Raw genomic sequence first — 17,255 nt, forward strand, 5'->3', positions numbered from 1 at the left:
GGACATTTCCCCGTGTCTCCGTGTCCCCGCATCCCCGTGTCTCTCCCATTCCCCCATGACCCATTATCAAACCCAATTGCATATCAAAACCACAGGAAAGAACTTTTCTGCTATCACGGCTCAAATTAAACAAGTAGTCAAAGAATCCGGGATTCAAACTGGATTATGTACTCTGTTTTTAAGGCATACTTCCGCCAGTTTAGTCATTCAAGAAAATGCCGATCCTGATGTTTTGCAAGATTTAGCTAACTTTTTTGCCAAATTAGTTCCTGAAGATGGAATAAGTTATATTCATGATGCTGAAGGGCCAGATGATATGCCCGCTCATATCCGCAGCGCATTAACCAAAACGTCAGAACAAATTCCCATTCACCAAGGACGCTTACTGTTAGGGACTTGGCAGGGGATTTACTTATGGGAACATCGCAGTCGGAGTCACCACCGGGAACTGGTCGTTCATATTAGTGGAAATTAGGAAAACATTCAGATGCAGAAAAAACTAGCGATCGCTACAGCTCTATTGAGCTTAATTCCCCTTTCTATTGCTTATCCCAGTTGGGCAGCTAATGTTCTTGAACAAGTGAATCAAAGCGGAACCTTACGAGTTGCCGTTCGCCAAGATACCATTCCCTTTGGATTCAAAAATGATCGAGGACAATGGATGGGGTTTTCTGTGGATTTAGTTAAGCGTATTCAAGCCGAGCTAGAAGCAGAACTGAATAAAACTATTGAGATAGAATGGGTCGAAGTTGATACCCAAAATCGGTTTCAAGCCATTCAAGAGAATCAGGTAGATCTCGATTGTGGCTCAAACTCTTTTACTTGGGAACGAGATGAAATCGTCGATTTTTCTATTAGCTACTTTAGCACAGGTACTCAGCTTTTGGTTCCCCAACAAACTAAGCTAGGAAACCCAGAATCTTTACAGGGGAAACGGATAGGAGTTATTGAAAATACCACCAATGCTGAAATCATTCAAAAGATCCAACCCAATGCTGAATTTATCTGGGTGCGCGATCGCGTCCAGGGATTGCAACAATTAGAACAAGGAAACATTGATGCCCTAGTGAGTGATGGAGTTCTCCTAGAAGCTCTCCGGAGAACCGCCAAAGACCCCCAAGCCTGGAGAGTGACCCCCAGTCGTCCTTACAGCTTAGAATCCTATGCTTGTATTCTCCCAGAAAACAATTCTCGTTGGCAATCAATGATTAATTACAGCTTGGTTAAATATATGCAAGGATTTTTAACCGATAAACCGGCTGAAATTGCCATTTTTCAACGCTGGTTTGGAACAGATGGCTTACTTCCCTATCCTCGACAAGCCGTTTATTTTCATTATCAAGAAACTCTAAACTCTTTACAGTGGCTTCCAGAAAATGAATGGGAATAACTGTAAGATGGGGAGGAAAATCCCTGACAAGCGATTTCATCTTCCTACAAATTCACCGTATTGTTATTTGTAATAGCGATAAAAATTGACAATGAAGATAAGCCTTGAGTATCATGCAGCAGATGAATTAATTCAGTGAGGGAAAAACCATGAAACGGAATTTAGCAATCGCCGTCCTAACTTTGCTGTTTTCAGGCAGTCTATCCCTACCCAGTTGGGCAGAGACAGTGATAGAAAAAGTCATGCGTACAGGGGTACTCACGGCAGGAACTCGTACCCATACAGCACCTTTTGCTTATATTAATGAGCAAGAAGAGTTAGTGGGCTATTCGATTGATATGCTTGACCGAATTCGCCAAGAAATGGAAGCTCAACTGGGGAAAGAAATCACCTTAGAGTTAGTTGAAGTCACGCCGGATACTCGCATTCCTGCAATTACCAATCGCACGGTTGATTTAGTCTGTGGAGTCACCAGTTTTACTTGGGATCGGGATGTTTTTGTAGACTTTTCCTTAAGTTATGCTGTCACCGGGACTCGTTTATTGGTTCAACAAGGAAATCGATTAGAATCACCAGACTCTTTAAAAGGTAAAAAAGTAGGTGTATTACTGGGAACGACAAATGAACAGGTCATTCAACTGATTCAACCGGATGCCGATCTGGTTCCTATGCGCGGTAGTGCGGAAGGATTAGCTGCTCTCCAAGATGGTAAGATTGATGCGTTTGCGTGGGATGGTGTGCTTTTAGAAGGTTTACGCAAAACGGCCAGCGATCCAGATCAATTTAAGGTTGTCCCTGAAGTTCCTTATACCCGTGAAGGAATTGCTTGTATGATGCCAGAAGATAATTCTAAATTCCGCGATCTGGTTAACTATAGCTTGGCTAAATTCATGCAAGGTTACCTGATGGAGAGACCGGATGATGTAGCCGTCATTAATCGCTGGTTTGGGTCTGAAGGAGTTATTCCCATTAATCAGGATTTAGTGGTTGAGTTTTTTCAGGATGTTATTGATACCCATGGTCAAGTGCCAATCGCCCCATAGCTCCCCCTTTCAAGGGAATGATTGGACTGGGGATGACACGGAGAAACGGAGAAACGGAGACTCTCTAGACAAGGAGAATGGGTAATGACCAATCTGCTGGGTTGAGGAGCCTTTCCTCCATATTCCCTAGAGATTTGCACATCATTACCCATCATTTAGCGTTGAAAAAACCCCTGAAGATGAAGTCAGGGGTTTAGATGCCAATCACATATTTTTTCCATTCTTGATGTGTACCGCTTGTCACATGCTTTTGCAGCTCGAAATAGAGACTGCTGTATGGCTTTCGCGGGGGATGAGATAAAGTCATAGAAGCTTCTTCTGGAGTCCGGTTTCCTTTTTTGACATTACAGCGAACACAGGCTGTGACTAAGTTTTCCCAGGTATCTCCTCCTCTGCGCGATCGCGGAATTACATGATCGAGCGTTAGACCCTCTCCCTTGTATCCACAGTATTGACAGCAATGGGAGTCTCTGTACAAAATATTTCGTCTTGTCAAGGGAATTTCTTTATAGGGAACTTGGATATAGTGCCGCAGTCGAATTACGGTTGGTAAGGGAAAACCAGGGCACAACAACTTACCATTGTGTTCTACTTGTTCGGCTTTTCCCTTGAGCAACAGAATAACCGCCCGTCGCCAGGTAGCGATATTGAGCGGTTCGTAAGAGGCATTTAACACCAGAACCTTGCTCATGGATATAGATAATTGCAAAAAGATTTTCAAATAGCCTAGCACATTGTTTTCCTTTAAGCATGAAATCAGGGATTGCAATCCATCTGTTCAGCTCCTTATTGATGGTGCTAAGGCTTGAAGCTGTATTCCATAGAAGAGAGAAGCCCCATATTATATTTTTGGCGTTACCGATCTAAAAATAATCTAAAATTTTCTAGTTCTTCCCAAAAAGATATAATAAATTATACTAGAATATAAATAAAAATACTAAATCCATGCCAACAGATGAGTATGCATTAGAGTCTGCATTGACTCCAGGATCAGCGATCGCCGGAACCCCTAGCGCTGATACTTTGATTGGAACCCCGAACCCGGATAAAATCATTACTTATGCTGGAGACGATTGGATTGCCGGAAATCAAGGCTCAGATACTCTCAAAGCCAATACAGGCCAAGATCTACTTTATGGCGGACAAGACTCGGATCTGCTCCATGGAGGTCAAGGAAATGATACCCTCTACGGGGACAAGGGGAGCGATCGCCTTTCCGGAGACCTCGGTTCAGACCTCCTGATCGGGGGGGCAGATCGAGACTTCTTTATCCTCAGTCAGCCATCCTCCGCAAACCAGACCCAAACAGATTGGATACTTGATTTTGAAGACGGTCAAGATTATATCCAACTTATGGGTGGTTTAACTTATGAGCGACTAATCATTGGTTTAGGAACCGATAACTTAACCGGTACAACCCTCATTCAAGATCTCCTCACCGGCCAAACCCTTACCATTTTATCCGGTATTCATCCCAATCAATTAACCCCTGAAGACTTTATCAGTGAGGCTCTCCCCTTTAACCTCAGCCAAAGCGCACCATCCGATTCTCCCTTACTCCTAGCCCCTCCCGAAACCCCCACCTCATTTAACATTGAATTTGACTATCGATTCGATCACAGTGGTTTTTTCAACGATCCTAACTGTCGTCAAATCCTAGAAACTGCTGCCTCCTTCTGGGAGCGCCATATTCTGGATGAATTTGCAGATCTAGCTCCCGGAACCTCCATTTACATCAAAAATCCCACCACTCGAAGCACCGTATCGTTTACCCTAGACCGTCCCATTGATGATGTACTCGTCTTTGTTGGTGCAGCGCCCCTCTCCTCTCCAATTCTTGCTCAAGCAGGGCCAAGTGGCAATTGGACTCCTGGTAGTGACCTCGATCGCCGATTTAACAGTGCCAACTTTGAGCCTTGGACGGGTCATATCAGTTTTAATTCAAGCATTAATTGGTTTATCGATCCAACGCCCCAAACCCATAATGATATTCCGCCAGGACAAGTCGATTTAATGACCGTTGCGGCCCATGAACTCGGCCATATTCTGGGTATAGGTAAATCCCAAGCCTTTAACCAATGGATATCCGGTCAAACCTTCATCGGACCCAATGCCCTAGTGATGACTGAGGGTTTAGGGGTTCCCTTAGCTGACGATTTATCCCATATTGAAGACCATTTCTTACCCAATGGCATCAGTGGAGATTCCTTACTCACACCCTTTGTTTCTTTAGGGGTACGACAATTCCCTACCCTTCTCGATTTAGTGCTCTTACAAGACGTTGGATATCAGATTACGGTTTAGGGAATGGGGAATAAGAACAACCCAGTTTTGCCCTTTCCTTGGATATTCCATAAATAAAGCACTTGAGTGTTAAATTATCAAACAATCTCTAACATACCCATCATACCTTGATCTTCATGGTCGAGGATATGACAGTGGTAAACGGTTTTGCCGATAAAATCTTGATACTGAATTCGCAAGCGAACGGTTTCACCACGACGGACATTAACCACATCTTTCCAGGCTAAAAGCGGTTCAGGAGTTTGATTGCGGCCGATCACTTGGAATGAGTTGAGATGGATATGAAAGGGATGATCCATTCCTCCTGGATTAATGATTTCCCACTCTTCAATTTGATTCAATTTGACCCTAACATCGATACGTTGATGATTAAAGACCCGATCGTTAATCAAAAATACCATTCCCCTTCCTGGAGTCATGCCATGATTGAGGGTAAACTGGCGCAGGGTTTGCGGTTCAGGTAACGGTGTAATGGGAATCAGGGTTTTGGGTAGGGGAATGGGGGCGACAGGTTCAGTATACTTGAACGTGGCGATCGCCTGAGTTTGGTTGCTGCTAGAGGATAATCTCATATGCCCCATCATGCCCACGGTTCCCCGGTCATAGGGTAAACTCGATAACGTATACTGGGATGGGGGGCGATCGCCTGAAATTAAAACCTGTACTCGCTCTCCTGGCGCTAACAGTAATTCTCTTAATTCTACCGGTTCGGAAATTGCACCCCCATCTGTAGCAATTAAATAAAAGGGATGTTCATCTAAGGATAAGCGATAAAACCGAGAACTGGACGCATTCAACAAGTGTAAGCGCAGCAAACCTTGGGCAGGAATAGAAAACTCTGGCTTGATTTTCCCATTCACCGTCACCAATTCTCCTTCTCTCCCTAACATAATTGCCCCATGGGAGAGGTGGGCATTACGATTAGCACTAAAATCTTGTAACACTAAAAATTCTTCAGAAGCGGCTTTAATTTCTGGAATTTCGTCTAATTCACCCCGGACAATCAACAAGCCAGCTAATCCTTTAAATACCTGTTCTGCTACTTGTCCATGGTAATGGGGATGATACCAAGAGGTGACCGCCGGATGATTTTCAGGCAGCGTAAATTCATAGCTGAATTGTTCTCCAGGAGGAACAGCAATAAACACATTATCAGCCTTTCCTGTGGGCGGAATATGCAATCCGTGATAATGAAGGTTGCTCGTTTGGGGTAATTGATTCTGAAAATTAATTTGAATCGTATCTCCGGGTTTCGCTTCTAGTCTTGGCCCGGGAATTTGCCCATTATATCCCCATTGCATGAGCCGATTTCTGCCGAATTGCATTGGCATTTCTTGGGCAACCATATCCACAGATAAAAATCCGTCTTGACTGATATGAGTATTCGGCATAGCTGGTGCTTGGCTGATCGTTTTTCGATTACATTGACTCAGTAGGATTGTGCCGCTTGTACCGGCCATATAAGTCAGTAATTTTCGTCGGTTGAGCATATTTTTTTATATAATAATTTTCACTTTTAAGTCCGGTTAAATACATGGTATCATAATAGACTAATCAGACTTGAGATCGGGTAGCGATCGCAGATTTTGCTCCCTCAACCAGCTATCGCCCTCCGATCAAGGGGGCAGAGGATCTTGGCTATAATCTACGACTAAATCATAACTGGCTGTATCGTAAATATTATCTAACAATACCTGTAAATCTACTAAGGATTCCGTATCTCCAGACTTTATACTATTTCTCTATGATATTGCGCTTAATGAATACTCTCAGATAATTGCCTCAATAGAAATCATTAGTGGCAAACTTAAAGAGAAATGGTATTAGAGACAAGGGAAATGCAGGAATGCGATCGCATAAATTAAATCCATACAAATCTGCTTGAGGGCGGCGATCGCCTCGACTAACCAAAATTCGATAATTAGTGGAACCTTAGCTGTAATAAACCAGTATAGGTTGTCCCTTGCGCAATAAATCAATCTCCACTAAATGAGTAGAACTGCTTAAAACTTTATTGCGCTTACCCTCATATTGCTTTCGCCCTTTCTGAGACTGCCCCTTAGAGCCAGTTCAATAATGAGCCAGTGATGGACTCCTGGCCAAAGTTCTGGATGTTCCAGATAAGGGTTCATCCCTGAAAAAGGGGAAGGCATAAACGCTCCTCATCACTGAGTTGGATTACTCTTCGTCGCTTAAGTTTGCCAGATGCTCTTCCAATCCCATGCGAGTTTCCGCTTTATGCAGAAAATAGCCCGTCATCATTGCCGAAGCCAACAAACGGCCTAACTGTTCCCGACTGGTGGTGATAGTCACTCCGAAATGGTCTGGAGGCAAATGTCCCAGCAATCCCACAATGTTGTGTTCCATGACGCTGAGGGCTTCTTTAGAGGGTTGTGAGAGATGATTAACAGCTTCAGGGTCTAGGGAATGCAGATATTGACCTAGGACGTTGTTGTCATTAGCCAATTGCTCGAAGAGATCGGAATGTTGGGAGGGTATGTTAGGATTCATAGTTTTTGACTCAATGAGAGAGTGACTTCTATTGACTGTTTTTACTGTAAACGAGGACTCAAAAAAGCCATTGGAGGTGAACCGAACTTAGGAAGCAGGGATTTTGCGAAACCGAGGAAAGTCTGAGCCTGCCCGAGTAGGGCAGGAGAGAATAGGTGAAGTTAATCACAGTAAAGGGTATCGCGGGTGTTTTCTCCGGTGATGGGGTTGGTTCCTTTGGCGATCGCACATAAATATTCCTGAGCATCATCTCGGAGAATCACATCAGTAAAATCTGCTCCCTCGATATTAGCATCTCTAAAGCTGGCCAGTTGGGCAAAAGCCCCTTCAAAGAGAACATCTTTTAAGTTCGCCTTTCTAAAATTGGCTTCTCCAATAGTGGAATATCTCAGATCGGCTCCTTCTAAATTCGCTCTAATTAATTTGGCTCCAAATAAACTCGCGCCTCGCAAGTCTGCTCCCACAAAGCTGCTTTCAGTCAGATCTGCTTGATCGAATTGAGCTTCTATGAGATCTTTACCCGAAAAATCAGCACCTTTCAGGTCTACTTTTTCATAGTTTTGGGCAAACGCTGGGGATAGGTTACCGATGCTTCCAGTCAGGCTCAGGCTCAGGATTAGGCATACACTCAATAACCCAATCAGATAAGTAGGAATTTTTTTGACGGTCATGGGAATGGTCGGTTTAGGTGTTCAACAGCGATATCATCATCCTATGGGAAGGTGGAGGCTGAAAAGAGGGTGGACTGATATGAGGCTCAATCCGGGAATGCAAGGAGAAGAGACCGTTGCTCAATGGTTGCAACAGCAAGGTGCAAAGATTTTGCATCGTCGGTGGCATTGTCGTTGGGGAGAGTTAGATCTGATTGTCCAATGGCAGGAAGAGTTGGTTTTTGTGGAGGTGAAAACCCGCAGTGCTGGCAATTGGGATCAGAATGGGTTAGGTGCAATTTCTTCTAGGAAACAGGAGAAATTGCGCTGTGCTGCGGAACTCTTTCTAGCTGAGTCACCTGAGTTTGGTGAATGGGGATGTCGTTTTGATGTGGCGTTGGTCTATTATCAGCGAGTGGGTACATGTTCAGATGTTCGGGCGATCTCCCCACCACTCACCTATAACCATCAGCAGTTTATGATTATAGACTATCTCCAAGGTGCATTTTAAAACGGATAGTTGTGTGATTTAACTCATTTCAAAGTTAGGTTACAGCTTCTATGATCCAAGTAACACCATCTAAATTAGCCAATCACGAAAGTTATCCTATGTTGAAGTTCGCGATCTTATTCCTGGGAGCCTTTACCCTAATTCTCTGTACATCCCTAATCTCAAATCCTGTCCAAGCACAACCCCCTAGTGAACATACCCTTGTCTATAGCTGGGGATACGATCGCGTAGGAAGTCATCAAAAGGTTTGCAAGCAGTTAGAGTCTGTCATTCAACCTAATCCTCGCTATACCGACAAACCCTCTTTACATACTTATAGCCGTGTAGTGAGCGATCAGTATTGCTCTCCAACAATCAATGATTAGATCCAGACTAATTATTTATACTTAAACTATCTATAAACTGATCTTTAACCCGGATTTTCAGCTCCTTGTCTGTCCTAGTGCCATCTATGACTGACCCGACTAGAAAACACAGGGGAAGGTAACGGTAAAAGCACTTCCCTTTCCTTGTTCACTCTCCACCATGATTTCACCTCCATGGAGATCAATTAAGCGTTTCACAATGGAAAGTCCTAAGCCAGTTCCGGGGATTTTCCCCACATTCGCGCCTCGTTCAAACCGTTGAAACAGTTTTTGTTGATAGTCTAGAGGTAACCCAATCCCTTGGTCTCGAACTGCAAGCCTAATCTCAGATTCAGTTTGGGTAATATCAAGCTTAACAGTTCCTCCATTTGGGGAATACTTGATGGCATTCGAGAGCAAATTCGAGAGAACATGGCGTAGAATCATAGCATCAAGATTAATAATCCGGTTTTCTCCATAAAGGGTCAGCACTAAGTTATGCTTAGAAGAGGCAATCACTTTGATTTCTTCAATAATCTCTTCACAAAACTCGACTACATTAATCTGTTCCGGATTAAACTCTAACTTGCCAAATTCAGTCCGGCTTAATGTGAGAATATCTTCCAATAACTGATGCATATGCTGTGCTGCGGTTTGAATGCGCTTTAAGTGCTTCTCTTTTTTCTCTTCCGTTAGTTTATTACCATAACGTTGTAACATTCCTGCCGACATTTGAATTGCGGTTAAAGGCGTTTTCAAGTCATGGGACGCGATCGAGATGTATTCTGTTTTTTCTTGACTTTTAGATTTTGCCTGAGCTAACGAAGATTCTATATTTAAGCTTTCCTGATATTTTTTTAACGTCATTTTAATCGTGGCATGAACTTCCCTTTCCTTAAAAGGTTTGAGTAAATAGCCATAAGAGCCGGTTTCTTCAGCACGGGACAAGGTCTCATCATCAGCATAAGCCGTTACATAGATAACTGGAATATTATATTGTTTTCTAATTTCTTCTGTAGTTTCAATACCATCCATATCCCCTTTAATCACAATATCCATTAGAATTATATCAGGAATAATCTCTCTAATTTTATTGAGAGCTGCTTTTCCAGAAGAGACAATCCCCACTACTTCATAGCCTAATTTTTGTAATTTACGGGCTAATCCTTTGGCAATCAGTAATTCATCCTCAACAATTAAAATTTTGACAGGAGACATAATTATACCCTCTGACGATACTTTAACTCTGAAAATCGTAATTCAAATGTTGTGCCATGGTCTCTGAATAATGTGATTTCACCTTCTAACTGTTCCGTTAGGGTACAAACCAACTCCATGCCCAAAGAATCAACCTTGCGAAAATCCAAGTCTTCTGGAAAACCAATTCCATTATCCGCTACTTTGACGACAATTTGATTGTTATCTTTTTGATACATAATTACCTCCACTTTTCCTATTTTTTCTTCAGGAAAAGCATGTTTTAAAGTATTGGACAATAACTCATTTACAATTAAGCCACAGGGATGAGCTGTTTCTATATTTAATAGAACGGGTTCGATATCCAAATAAAATTTAACCTTATTGTCTTCTACATTATAGGATTCAAACAAATTGAGGACTAAATCTTGCAAATATTCACCAAAATTAATCGTATCTAGGGTCATCGACCGATAGAGTTTTTCATGAATCAGAGCCATGGAATAAATACGATTGCGACTATCTTCCAAAACTTTAATTAACGTCGGATCGCTAACATAATCTGCTTGAAATTCCAATAGATTAGAAACGACCAATAAATTATTTTTAACTCGATGATGAATTTCTTTTAAGAGAATTTCTTTTTCTTGCAAAGAAGTCACCAATCGACTTTCAGCTTGTTTGCGATCGCTAATATCTCGATACATCCATAGATGTCCGCGATCAATAGAGTCAATCAATATAGGAACATAATTTTGTTCTAAGATGCGACCATCAGCCAATTTGATTTCCTGGTTGGTCACTATTTTATTATGGGCGACAATATCTTGATGGTGTTGACTAATTTCTTCTGGGCGATCAAATAAATGTGAAAATTCATCTCCAATATTTCCCCATTCTTGCCCAATTAATTGTTCAGAACAATTTGTGGTTTTGAATAGATGACAAAATGTTTGGTTGATTAACGCGACTTTATGATGTTCATCCTTAACTAAAACACCCAGTTGAAGATTGGAAATTAAGCTGGTTAATCGAGAAGTTGTTTCTTGTAATTTTTGTTCGATTCGCTTGCGATCGGTAATGTCAATCCAATAGCCAATAATTTCTAGAGGATTACCTTCTTCATCACGGACTAAATTGAGTTTGTCGTAGATCCAAATATATCTGCCATCTTTATGTAAAAAACGGTATTCATGGCTATAAAAACCCTGGTCAAATAAACGCTTTAAGCCATGCTGACTGATTTTGACTTGATCTTCTGGATGCAGATGAGTCCACCAAAAGTTTTCCTCAAACATTTCCAGTAATTCATAGCCAATAACATCATAGGCATTGTCACTCACAAATGTAAGCTCTAAGCTATCATTTGCCCGCAAACTATATAAAATACCAGGACTAGAAGAGAGTAAATATTGAATCCTTTCTTGGCTCATTAATAAAGCTGTTTCAGCAACAATTCGTTCTTTAAGCTCTCTTTGCAGTTGCTGATAAAATTCTGATTGTTGGATAGCGATCGCTAATTGGGAAGCAATCTGTTTCAATAACTCAATTTCTTCCTCTTTCCAGTCTCTGACTCGATCGCATTGATGGACAATCAACAATCCCCAAAGTAAGTTATTTTGAATAATGGGAACTACGATTTTACTTTTGACTTGAAATTCTTGTAAAAACTCAACTAAGCAAGGACGAATATCTGTTTGAGTAACGTCGGATATGGCATAAGTTTTGCCAGCAAGATATTGATCGTAGCATTCTCTAGGGAAGGTCTCTTCTGGAAATTTTTTATCTAAGGTTCCAGTCCAACCTGGATTAACAGCTTCCGCAATTACTTGTCCTGTATAATTGGGTAAAATCCGATAAACTAATACGCGATCGGAGAGTAAAAGCTGTTTGACTTCTTGGACTGTGGTTCTCAAAATTTCTTGCAGATCTAAAGATTCTCGAATTCGTTGAGTAATCATGCCAAACAGCTCTTCACGTTTAACTTTAGCCAGTAAACGTTCTTCAGCAACTTTGATTTCAGTGATATTATTTTGAATGCCTAGATAGTGAGTTAAAATACCCTGATCATCATGAATCGGAGAAATAGTAGTTCGATTCCAAAATAAACTTCCATCTTTGCGATAGTTTCGCAAGACAACCGTACAGCTTTCTTCATTTTTTAAGGCTTTACGAATCGTTTCAAGTCCCTCTTGCTCACGATCCGTCCCTTGTAGAATTCGGCAATTCTTACCGATTATATCTTGTGCACAATATCCGGTGACTCGCTCAAAAGCAGGATTAACTGAAATCACGGGAAAATCGGGCTGTTGAGCATCAATAATAACGATACCATTACTGCTAGCAGCGATCGCTCGTTCACTCAAGCGCAACTGTTCTTCAACTTCCTTACGTTCCGTAATATCAGAAGCAGCTCCCAAAAGCTGCATCGGTTTTCCCTCGGCATTTCGAGTAAAAATTGTATCTCGACTTACAAACCAATGCGATTCTCCATTGCGATCGAGCATTCGGTATTCGAGTTCCCAAATGTCTGTATTATTTGCATTCATCAATTCTTGATACCATTGGGCTAGTTTAGGTCGATCTTCTGGATGTAGGAAGTCCTCACAGACAATATTGCCCATTTCCTGAACCTCATGGGGAGTATAACCTAAGACTAGAGCAATGTTTTTGTTACTATAAACAGTCTTATGCTGTTCTAAGTCATAAATATAGAGAATATTCGGACTGGCATCAGCAATACGTTGAATAAATCGCTCGTTCTCTTGCAGAGCTAATTCAGCTTTTTTACGGTGAGTAATATCTAAGACTGCGCAAGTAATTCCAATAACCTGGTTCTCTAAATTTGATAAGGGGTCAACAGTTATATCGTAGCACTTCAAATTCCCACGATCGGTGAGCATGACCTCTTCTCGCACACTGCTCTGAGAATCTAAGGCTTGTTGTTTGATTCGTTCTAATTTTTGGGCATCTTCTGGAGCAAATAAATCTCGATCGGACTTTCCAATTACTGCTTCTGCGGTATAACCGAGAGTGGGATTATAAATCCAGGTATATCGCAGATCTACATCTTGGTTAAAAACGGTAATGGGGGCATTTTTTAGGGCAATCCTAAACCGTTCTTCGGCATAACAGAGGGCTTCATTGGCGGTTTCTAAATCAGCCGTGCGTTGAGCCACTTGATCTTCTAGGGTTTGATTGAGATATTTCAGAGCTTCTTCGGCTTGCTTGCGATCGCTAATATCAGTAATACTGCCCACATACCCTACAATCTTCCCTTCCTCATCTACATCAGCAACCGCCTGACCCATGACCCAAACCACGCTTCCATCTCGATGTTTAAACCGATACTCAGAAGAAAAGGGACGATACTCCTCAACCGCTTTATTCCACTCCTGAAACACCCGTTCTGAATCTTCGGGATGGAGGGTTTGCAACCAACCCTCCATCATTGCTTCTTGCGCTGATAGATCGGTCATATCACACCAGCACTGATTGACGTATAAACACAGACCTTGATTATCCGTCTGAAAGATCCCCACAGGAGAAGCAGTGGCTAAAGTTACATAGCGTTTTCGACTCTCTTTTAAGGCTATTTCTATTTCTCGTCGCTCTGTGATATCTCGACCAACGGCGTAAAAATAGGATTCGTCGGTCGGCATAGCCGTCCAAGCAATCCATCGATAGGAACCATCCTGACAGCGATACCGATGTTCAAAATTAACGGTGGGAACTCTAGAGGCAAGTTGTTGTACTTGAGCTTGGGTGGCTGCTAAATCATCGGGATGGATGAAGTCAAATAAGCTCCTCGATTGCAGTTGATGTGAGCTATATCCTAAGAGTCCTTGAAAACGAGGGTTGATCCGTTTAAAAGAACCGTCAAAAGTAATAATACAAAACAGATCGAGGGAAAGGTTAAAAAATTGGTTTAATTCTTCAGTGAGTCGATGTTGCTCCAGGAAAGAAGCCAATAAATGGGCAATTGCCTCCAAAAATTGCACTTCATCAGGATTAAAATGACGATGCTCTCTGCTATGGACTCCCAATACTCCAAAGGGTTGTTTTACACCAGGAATAATGGTGGTTATGCTACTGATGATTCTACGATTATTATGTAACGCCGCCCCTCGAAACCGAGTTTCTATCTGTAGATCGTCTACAATGACAGATTGGCCACAGGATAAAGTATATCCCGGCTGTGTATTTTTTGTGGCACCAAGAGTCGGTTGTTCAATGGAATGATGAAGATCGTGATGATAACAAGAAGTAAATCCATGGGCAGCTTGCATTTGAAATGCTGCTTGATTGGGCAATAATTCCAGAATTTCTACATAATCAACACTTAGAGTTTTGGCAACTTGCTGTACAATTTCGTTCATCAGACTCTGTAAGTCTGTAGCTGTGATCGCATACTGGCTTAAATAGGTTAAGGTTTGTTGTTGGCGATCGCGAAACCGAAGCTGGATTTGAGCTTCCTGTCGTCGGCTTAAATCTATTCCAGTAATGATCGCATGGGTTACAATCCCCCGGTCGTGAAAGATCTGGTTTGACCACTCAATACGGCGTTTTTTACTACCTTGAATCACCCAGTGGCATTGATAAGCCCCAGTAGATTCTCCCTGGAGTGCTTGCCCAATCACGTGTTTAATCTGAGGTTGTTCGGCTACGGGAATCAGAAATTCCCAAAATCGCTGACCTTGAGCCTGTTGTTCCAGAACACCACTTAAACGTTGGCAGGCATTATTAAAGTAAATAATTTCACCCTGTTGATTAACGACCACCACTAACGCATCAACTGCACTGAGAATGGCATGGGTAAAGTTCTTTTCTTGTTCCAACGTATAGTGCATCCATTGATGTTCCCTCAGTTGGGTAGGTAAATCTTGGAACGGTAAGCTTTGTTTGAGGCAGATCGCCAATTGATCCGCTTGCTGTTTAAGAAAGGCTTCATCGTTTCTAGACCAATACCGAGGGGCGATCGCCTGTTGTGCGGTTAGCAATCCCCAGAGATGATTCTCTTGGAGAATGGGAACCACCAAATTCGCCTTGACCTGAATTTGCCGTAAGAATTCCACATGACAAGGGGTTAAGCCTCCTGATTCAATATCGTGGGTAACTTGAGTTCGGCCATTGATGTAGGCTTTAAACAGATCTTCACCAAAATGAGAATCCTTAATCTTTATACCTAATAAAGATTTACATAAGGGATATACAGATTCTGCAATTACCGTACCACCACCATCCGGTTCAAAACGATAAATTAAGACTCGATCGCACTTTAAACCCTGATGAATTTCTGTAACTGTGCGATCCAGAAGCGTCTGAAAACCAATGTTGTGGCGATCATCAGATTTTTTGTGTATTGCTTGAAGTTGTGCCAAGCCATAGTAAACAGAGATCGCATCTAAATCTTGTAAGCTTTTTTGCAGATCGTGGGCACAGACTACGCCCATGATATTCTGTTGGAGATTGAGTATAGGTAAATACTCGATTTGCTCCTCAACCATCAGTTTCGTGACGGCCAACAGATCTAAATCTGGTTGCCACGTTAAACTACAACCCTGGGGAGTCATGACTCGCTCAACACTCACCGATCTCCATTTTTGCCAATGGGTGCGAATCTGATGATAATCCGATACCGTTATCATCCCTAATACTTGCTGGTTTTGGCTGACCACAAGATAAGGATAGGGCGATTCACGATTCCAAAACGCGATCGCTTCCTCTACACTGAGATCCGGGGAAACCACAACAGGGTGACGATCCAGTACACTTTCTAAACTTGGTAATTGAAAAGATACAGAAGCAAAGGACATAATTCAGAGGCCAGAACAGTTCTAGGGGAAAGCCTTACCGAGAGCAGGAGAGAGTTGACGACAATCTCGGCAGTCTTCATAACTCCTGCTCGACTATGTAACCTAATTCCATGATAGCCTCGAAGACTGGTTCTGATTTCCAGCCTTCTGATTTTTTAGCTTAATCCCTCTTGCAGATCTGGGTTTAAGTCGGGTCGTAGTTTTCTCGCCCCTCTTAAGTAGGGATGGCTCACATGATGTTCCACAGGCAAATAAGCATGAATTAGAAATCGGATACAGTGGGATAAGGCTCCTTCCACATGCATTTGTTGCACATCCAATAATGGCACATGATCCCATCCTTTTCTTTGACGGGCGATCGCTGCTGGAAACACTGCATCGAGATCGCGGGTGACTGAAAACGTGACACTAATCAGTTGGTCAGGACAAAGCCGGTTTTTTCGGTCTAGCTCATCGAGTAACTCGGTGACCGCTTTCTTGATCGCCTCAACGGTATTGTCTTCTACTGTCGTTGCTCCACGAATTGCCCGGACTTGCCAACCCACGTTCCTCTTCTCCATGCTTGTAATGATTGCTGGTCTGGTTTGGATACAGAAAAAATTACTCCCTATTCAAGGTCGATATAACCATAAGGGCAAGCCATTGGTTGATGCCTCAAACTCCAACCAGTCCATCGCAGCCGGCAATCCTGATTTTACCTGATTATCGCCACTAATAATGCGACTCCATAAAGGTTTGGGTTCTTCAATGGTTTTACACTCGGTTTTTTGGGGGTCAAGATCGACCAATTCGGCTAACCAGAGGCGAGCATCTTCTTCGGTTCCCAGTCGGTCAACCACGCCTAACTCTAAGGCCTGTTGACCGGTGAAAATTCGACCATCGGCAAAACTTTTAACCCGATCTACCTCTAAGTTCCGAGATTGGGCAACCGTTTCGACAAACTGTTGATAACTGGTATCAATCATTTGTTGGAGAATATCTTGCTCCTCCTGGGTTAATTCTCGGTCAAAGGCCAAGATATCTTTGTAAGGGCCAGATTTGACCACCTTAAACGAGACCCCAATTTTCTCTAGCAGGCGCTCTAAGTTATTACCACGCAAGATCACACCAATACTGCCGGTGATCGTTCCAGGGTTAGAGACGATATGCTCGGCTCCCATGCCGATATACACGCCACCCGATGCAGAAATATTACCAAAACTGGCCACGATTTTGAGCTTCTTGCGCAGTCGCATTAAGGCAGCGTAAATTTCCTGGGAATCTCCCACAGTTCCCCCAGGAGAATCAATCCGCAGTAGCAGAGCCGGGTATTTTTTCTCTTCGATCGTTTTGAGTGCTTCTAAAACCCGTTTGCGAGTTGCAGAGGCGATCGCCCCATTAATTTCAATCCGAGCTATTTGCTTTCGTGCTTTTGACTTAAAAAACCAAATCATAATTAACCTAGATGTTTACAGAGAACCGAACCAGCCTCCTTAACCCATTATTGCTT

General features: G+C 42.5%; 14 protein-coding genes and 1 pseudogene. 6 read left to right on the top strand and 9 right to left on the bottom strand.

Annotation, left to right across the window (positions count from 1 at the left end; genetic code table 11):
• Positions 1–55 precede the first annotated feature (55 nt).
• From PN466_RS13070 to grrP, 3 genes are all read left to right on the top strand, one after another.
• On the top strand, positions 56–475 hold the full coding sequence (locus PN466_RS13070) for a secondary thiamine-phosphate synthase enzyme YjbQ (protein ID WP_271940076.1): 420 nt from the start codon (positions 56–58) through the stop codon (positions 473–475).
• Positions 476–487: 12 nt separating this feature from the next.
• Positions 488–1,390 carry an amino acid ABC transporter substrate-binding protein gene (locus tag PN466_RS13075; RefSeq protein WP_271940077.1) on the top strand — a complete coding sequence of 301 codons (903 nt, stop codon included), beginning with the start codon at positions 488–490 and terminating at the stop codon, positions 1,388–1,390.
• 149 nt (positions 1,391–1,539) lie between these two features.
• Complete coding sequence (grrP, locus tag PN466_RS13080; RefSeq protein WP_271940078.1) at positions 1,540–2,433, top strand: extracellular substrate binding-like orphan protein GrrP; 894 nt, start codon at positions 1,540–1,542, stop codon at positions 2,431–2,433.
• A gap of 193 nt (positions 2,434–2,626) precedes the next feature.
• Here grrP and PN466_RS13085 read toward each other — a convergent pair whose 3' ends face one another.
• Positions 2,627–3,124, bottom strand: a complete 498-nt coding sequence (locus tag PN466_RS13085; protein WP_271940079.1) for an HNH endonuclease — start codon at positions 3,122–3,124, stop codon at positions 2,627–2,629.
• 254 nt (positions 3,125–3,378) lie between these two features.
• Between PN466_RS13085 and PN466_RS13090 the strand changes: the two genes are divergently transcribed.
• On the top strand, positions 3,379–4,737 hold the full coding sequence (locus PN466_RS13090) for a matrixin family metalloprotease (protein ID WP_271940080.1): 1,359 nt from the start codon (positions 3,379–3,381) through the stop codon (positions 4,735–4,737).
• 77 nt (positions 4,738–4,814) lie between these two features.
• Here PN466_RS13090 and PN466_RS13095 read toward each other — a convergent pair whose 3' ends face one another.
• From PN466_RS13095 to PN466_RS13110, 4 genes and pseudogenes are all read right to left on the bottom strand, one after another.
• Positions 4,815–6,227 (bottom strand): multicopper oxidase family protein, encoded by a 1,413-nt coding sequence (locus PN466_RS13095; protein WP_271940081.1) that lies wholly within the window; start codon positions 6,225–6,227, stop codon positions 4,815–4,817.
• 126 nt (positions 6,228–6,353) lie between these two features.
• Positions 6,354–6,890 (bottom strand): annotated as a pseudogene (locus PN466_RS26330) (DUF4058 family protein).
• A gap of 25 nt (positions 6,891–6,915) precedes the next feature.
• Positions 6,916–7,248, bottom strand: coding sequence for a DUF760 domain-containing protein (locus PN466_RS13105; protein WP_271940082.1), 333 nt, complete (start codon positions 7,246–7,248; stop codon positions 6,916–6,918).
• A 161-nt stretch (positions 7,249–7,409) separates the two neighbouring features.
• Entirely contained in the window at positions 7,410–7,919 is a 510-nt protein-coding gene (locus PN466_RS13110) for a pentapeptide repeat-containing protein (protein ID WP_271940083.1), read from the bottom strand.
• A 79-nt stretch (positions 7,920–7,998) separates the two neighbouring features.
• Here PN466_RS13110 and PN466_RS13115 point away from each other — a divergent pair, with 79 nt between their 5' ends.
• Together PN466_RS13115 and PN466_RS13120 are read left to right on the top strand one after the other, a co-directional pair.
• Entirely contained in the window at positions 7,999–8,409 is a 411-nt protein-coding gene (locus tag PN466_RS13115) for a YraN family protein (RefSeq protein ID WP_271940084.1), read from the top strand.
• 50 nt (positions 8,410–8,459) lie between these two features.
• The gene (locus PN466_RS13120) at positions 8,460–8,774 is read left to right on the top strand and encodes a hypothetical protein (RefSeq protein ID WP_271940085.1); all 315 of its coding nucleotides are present in this window, start codon (positions 8,460–8,462) and stop codon (positions 8,772–8,774) included.
• A 99-nt stretch (positions 8,775–8,873) separates the two neighbouring features.
• On the opposite strand, the gene PN466_RS13125 is transcribed toward PN466_RS13120, so the two are convergent.
• The 4 genes from PN466_RS13125 to sppA all read right to left on the bottom strand — a co-directional run bounded on the left by PN466_RS13125 (position 8,874) and on the right by sppA (position 17,199).
• A complete protein-coding gene (locus tag PN466_RS13125) occupies positions 8,874–9,971 on the bottom strand; it encodes a hybrid sensor histidine kinase/response regulator (protein WP_271940086.1) in 1,098 nt (365 codons plus the stop codon).
• A gap of 2 nt (positions 9,972–9,973) precedes the next feature.
• Complete coding sequence (locus PN466_RS13130; protein ID WP_271940087.1) at positions 9,974–15,766, bottom strand: PAS domain S-box protein; 5,793 nt, start codon at positions 15,764–15,766, stop codon at positions 9,974–9,976.
• Positions 15,767–15,921: 155 nt separating this feature from the next.
• Positions 15,922–16,311 carry a chorismate mutase gene (aroH, locus tag PN466_RS13135; protein ID WP_271940088.1) on the bottom strand — a complete coding sequence of 130 codons (390 nt, stop codon included), beginning with the start codon at positions 16,309–16,311 and terminating at the stop codon, positions 15,922–15,924.
• 66 nt (positions 16,312–16,377) lie between these two features.
• Positions 16,378–17,199, bottom strand: coding sequence for a signal peptide peptidase SppA (gene sppA, locus PN466_RS13140; RefSeq protein WP_271940089.1), 822 nt, complete (start codon positions 17,197–17,199; stop codon positions 16,378–16,380).
• Positions 17,200–17,255: the final 56 nt, after the last annotated feature.

Source organism: Roseofilum reptotaenium CS-1145 (genome assembly GCF_028330985.1).
GTDB classification, from domain to species: Bacteria; Cyanobacteriota; Cyanobacteriia; order Cyanobacteriales; family Desertifilaceae; genus Roseofilum; species Roseofilum reptotaenium.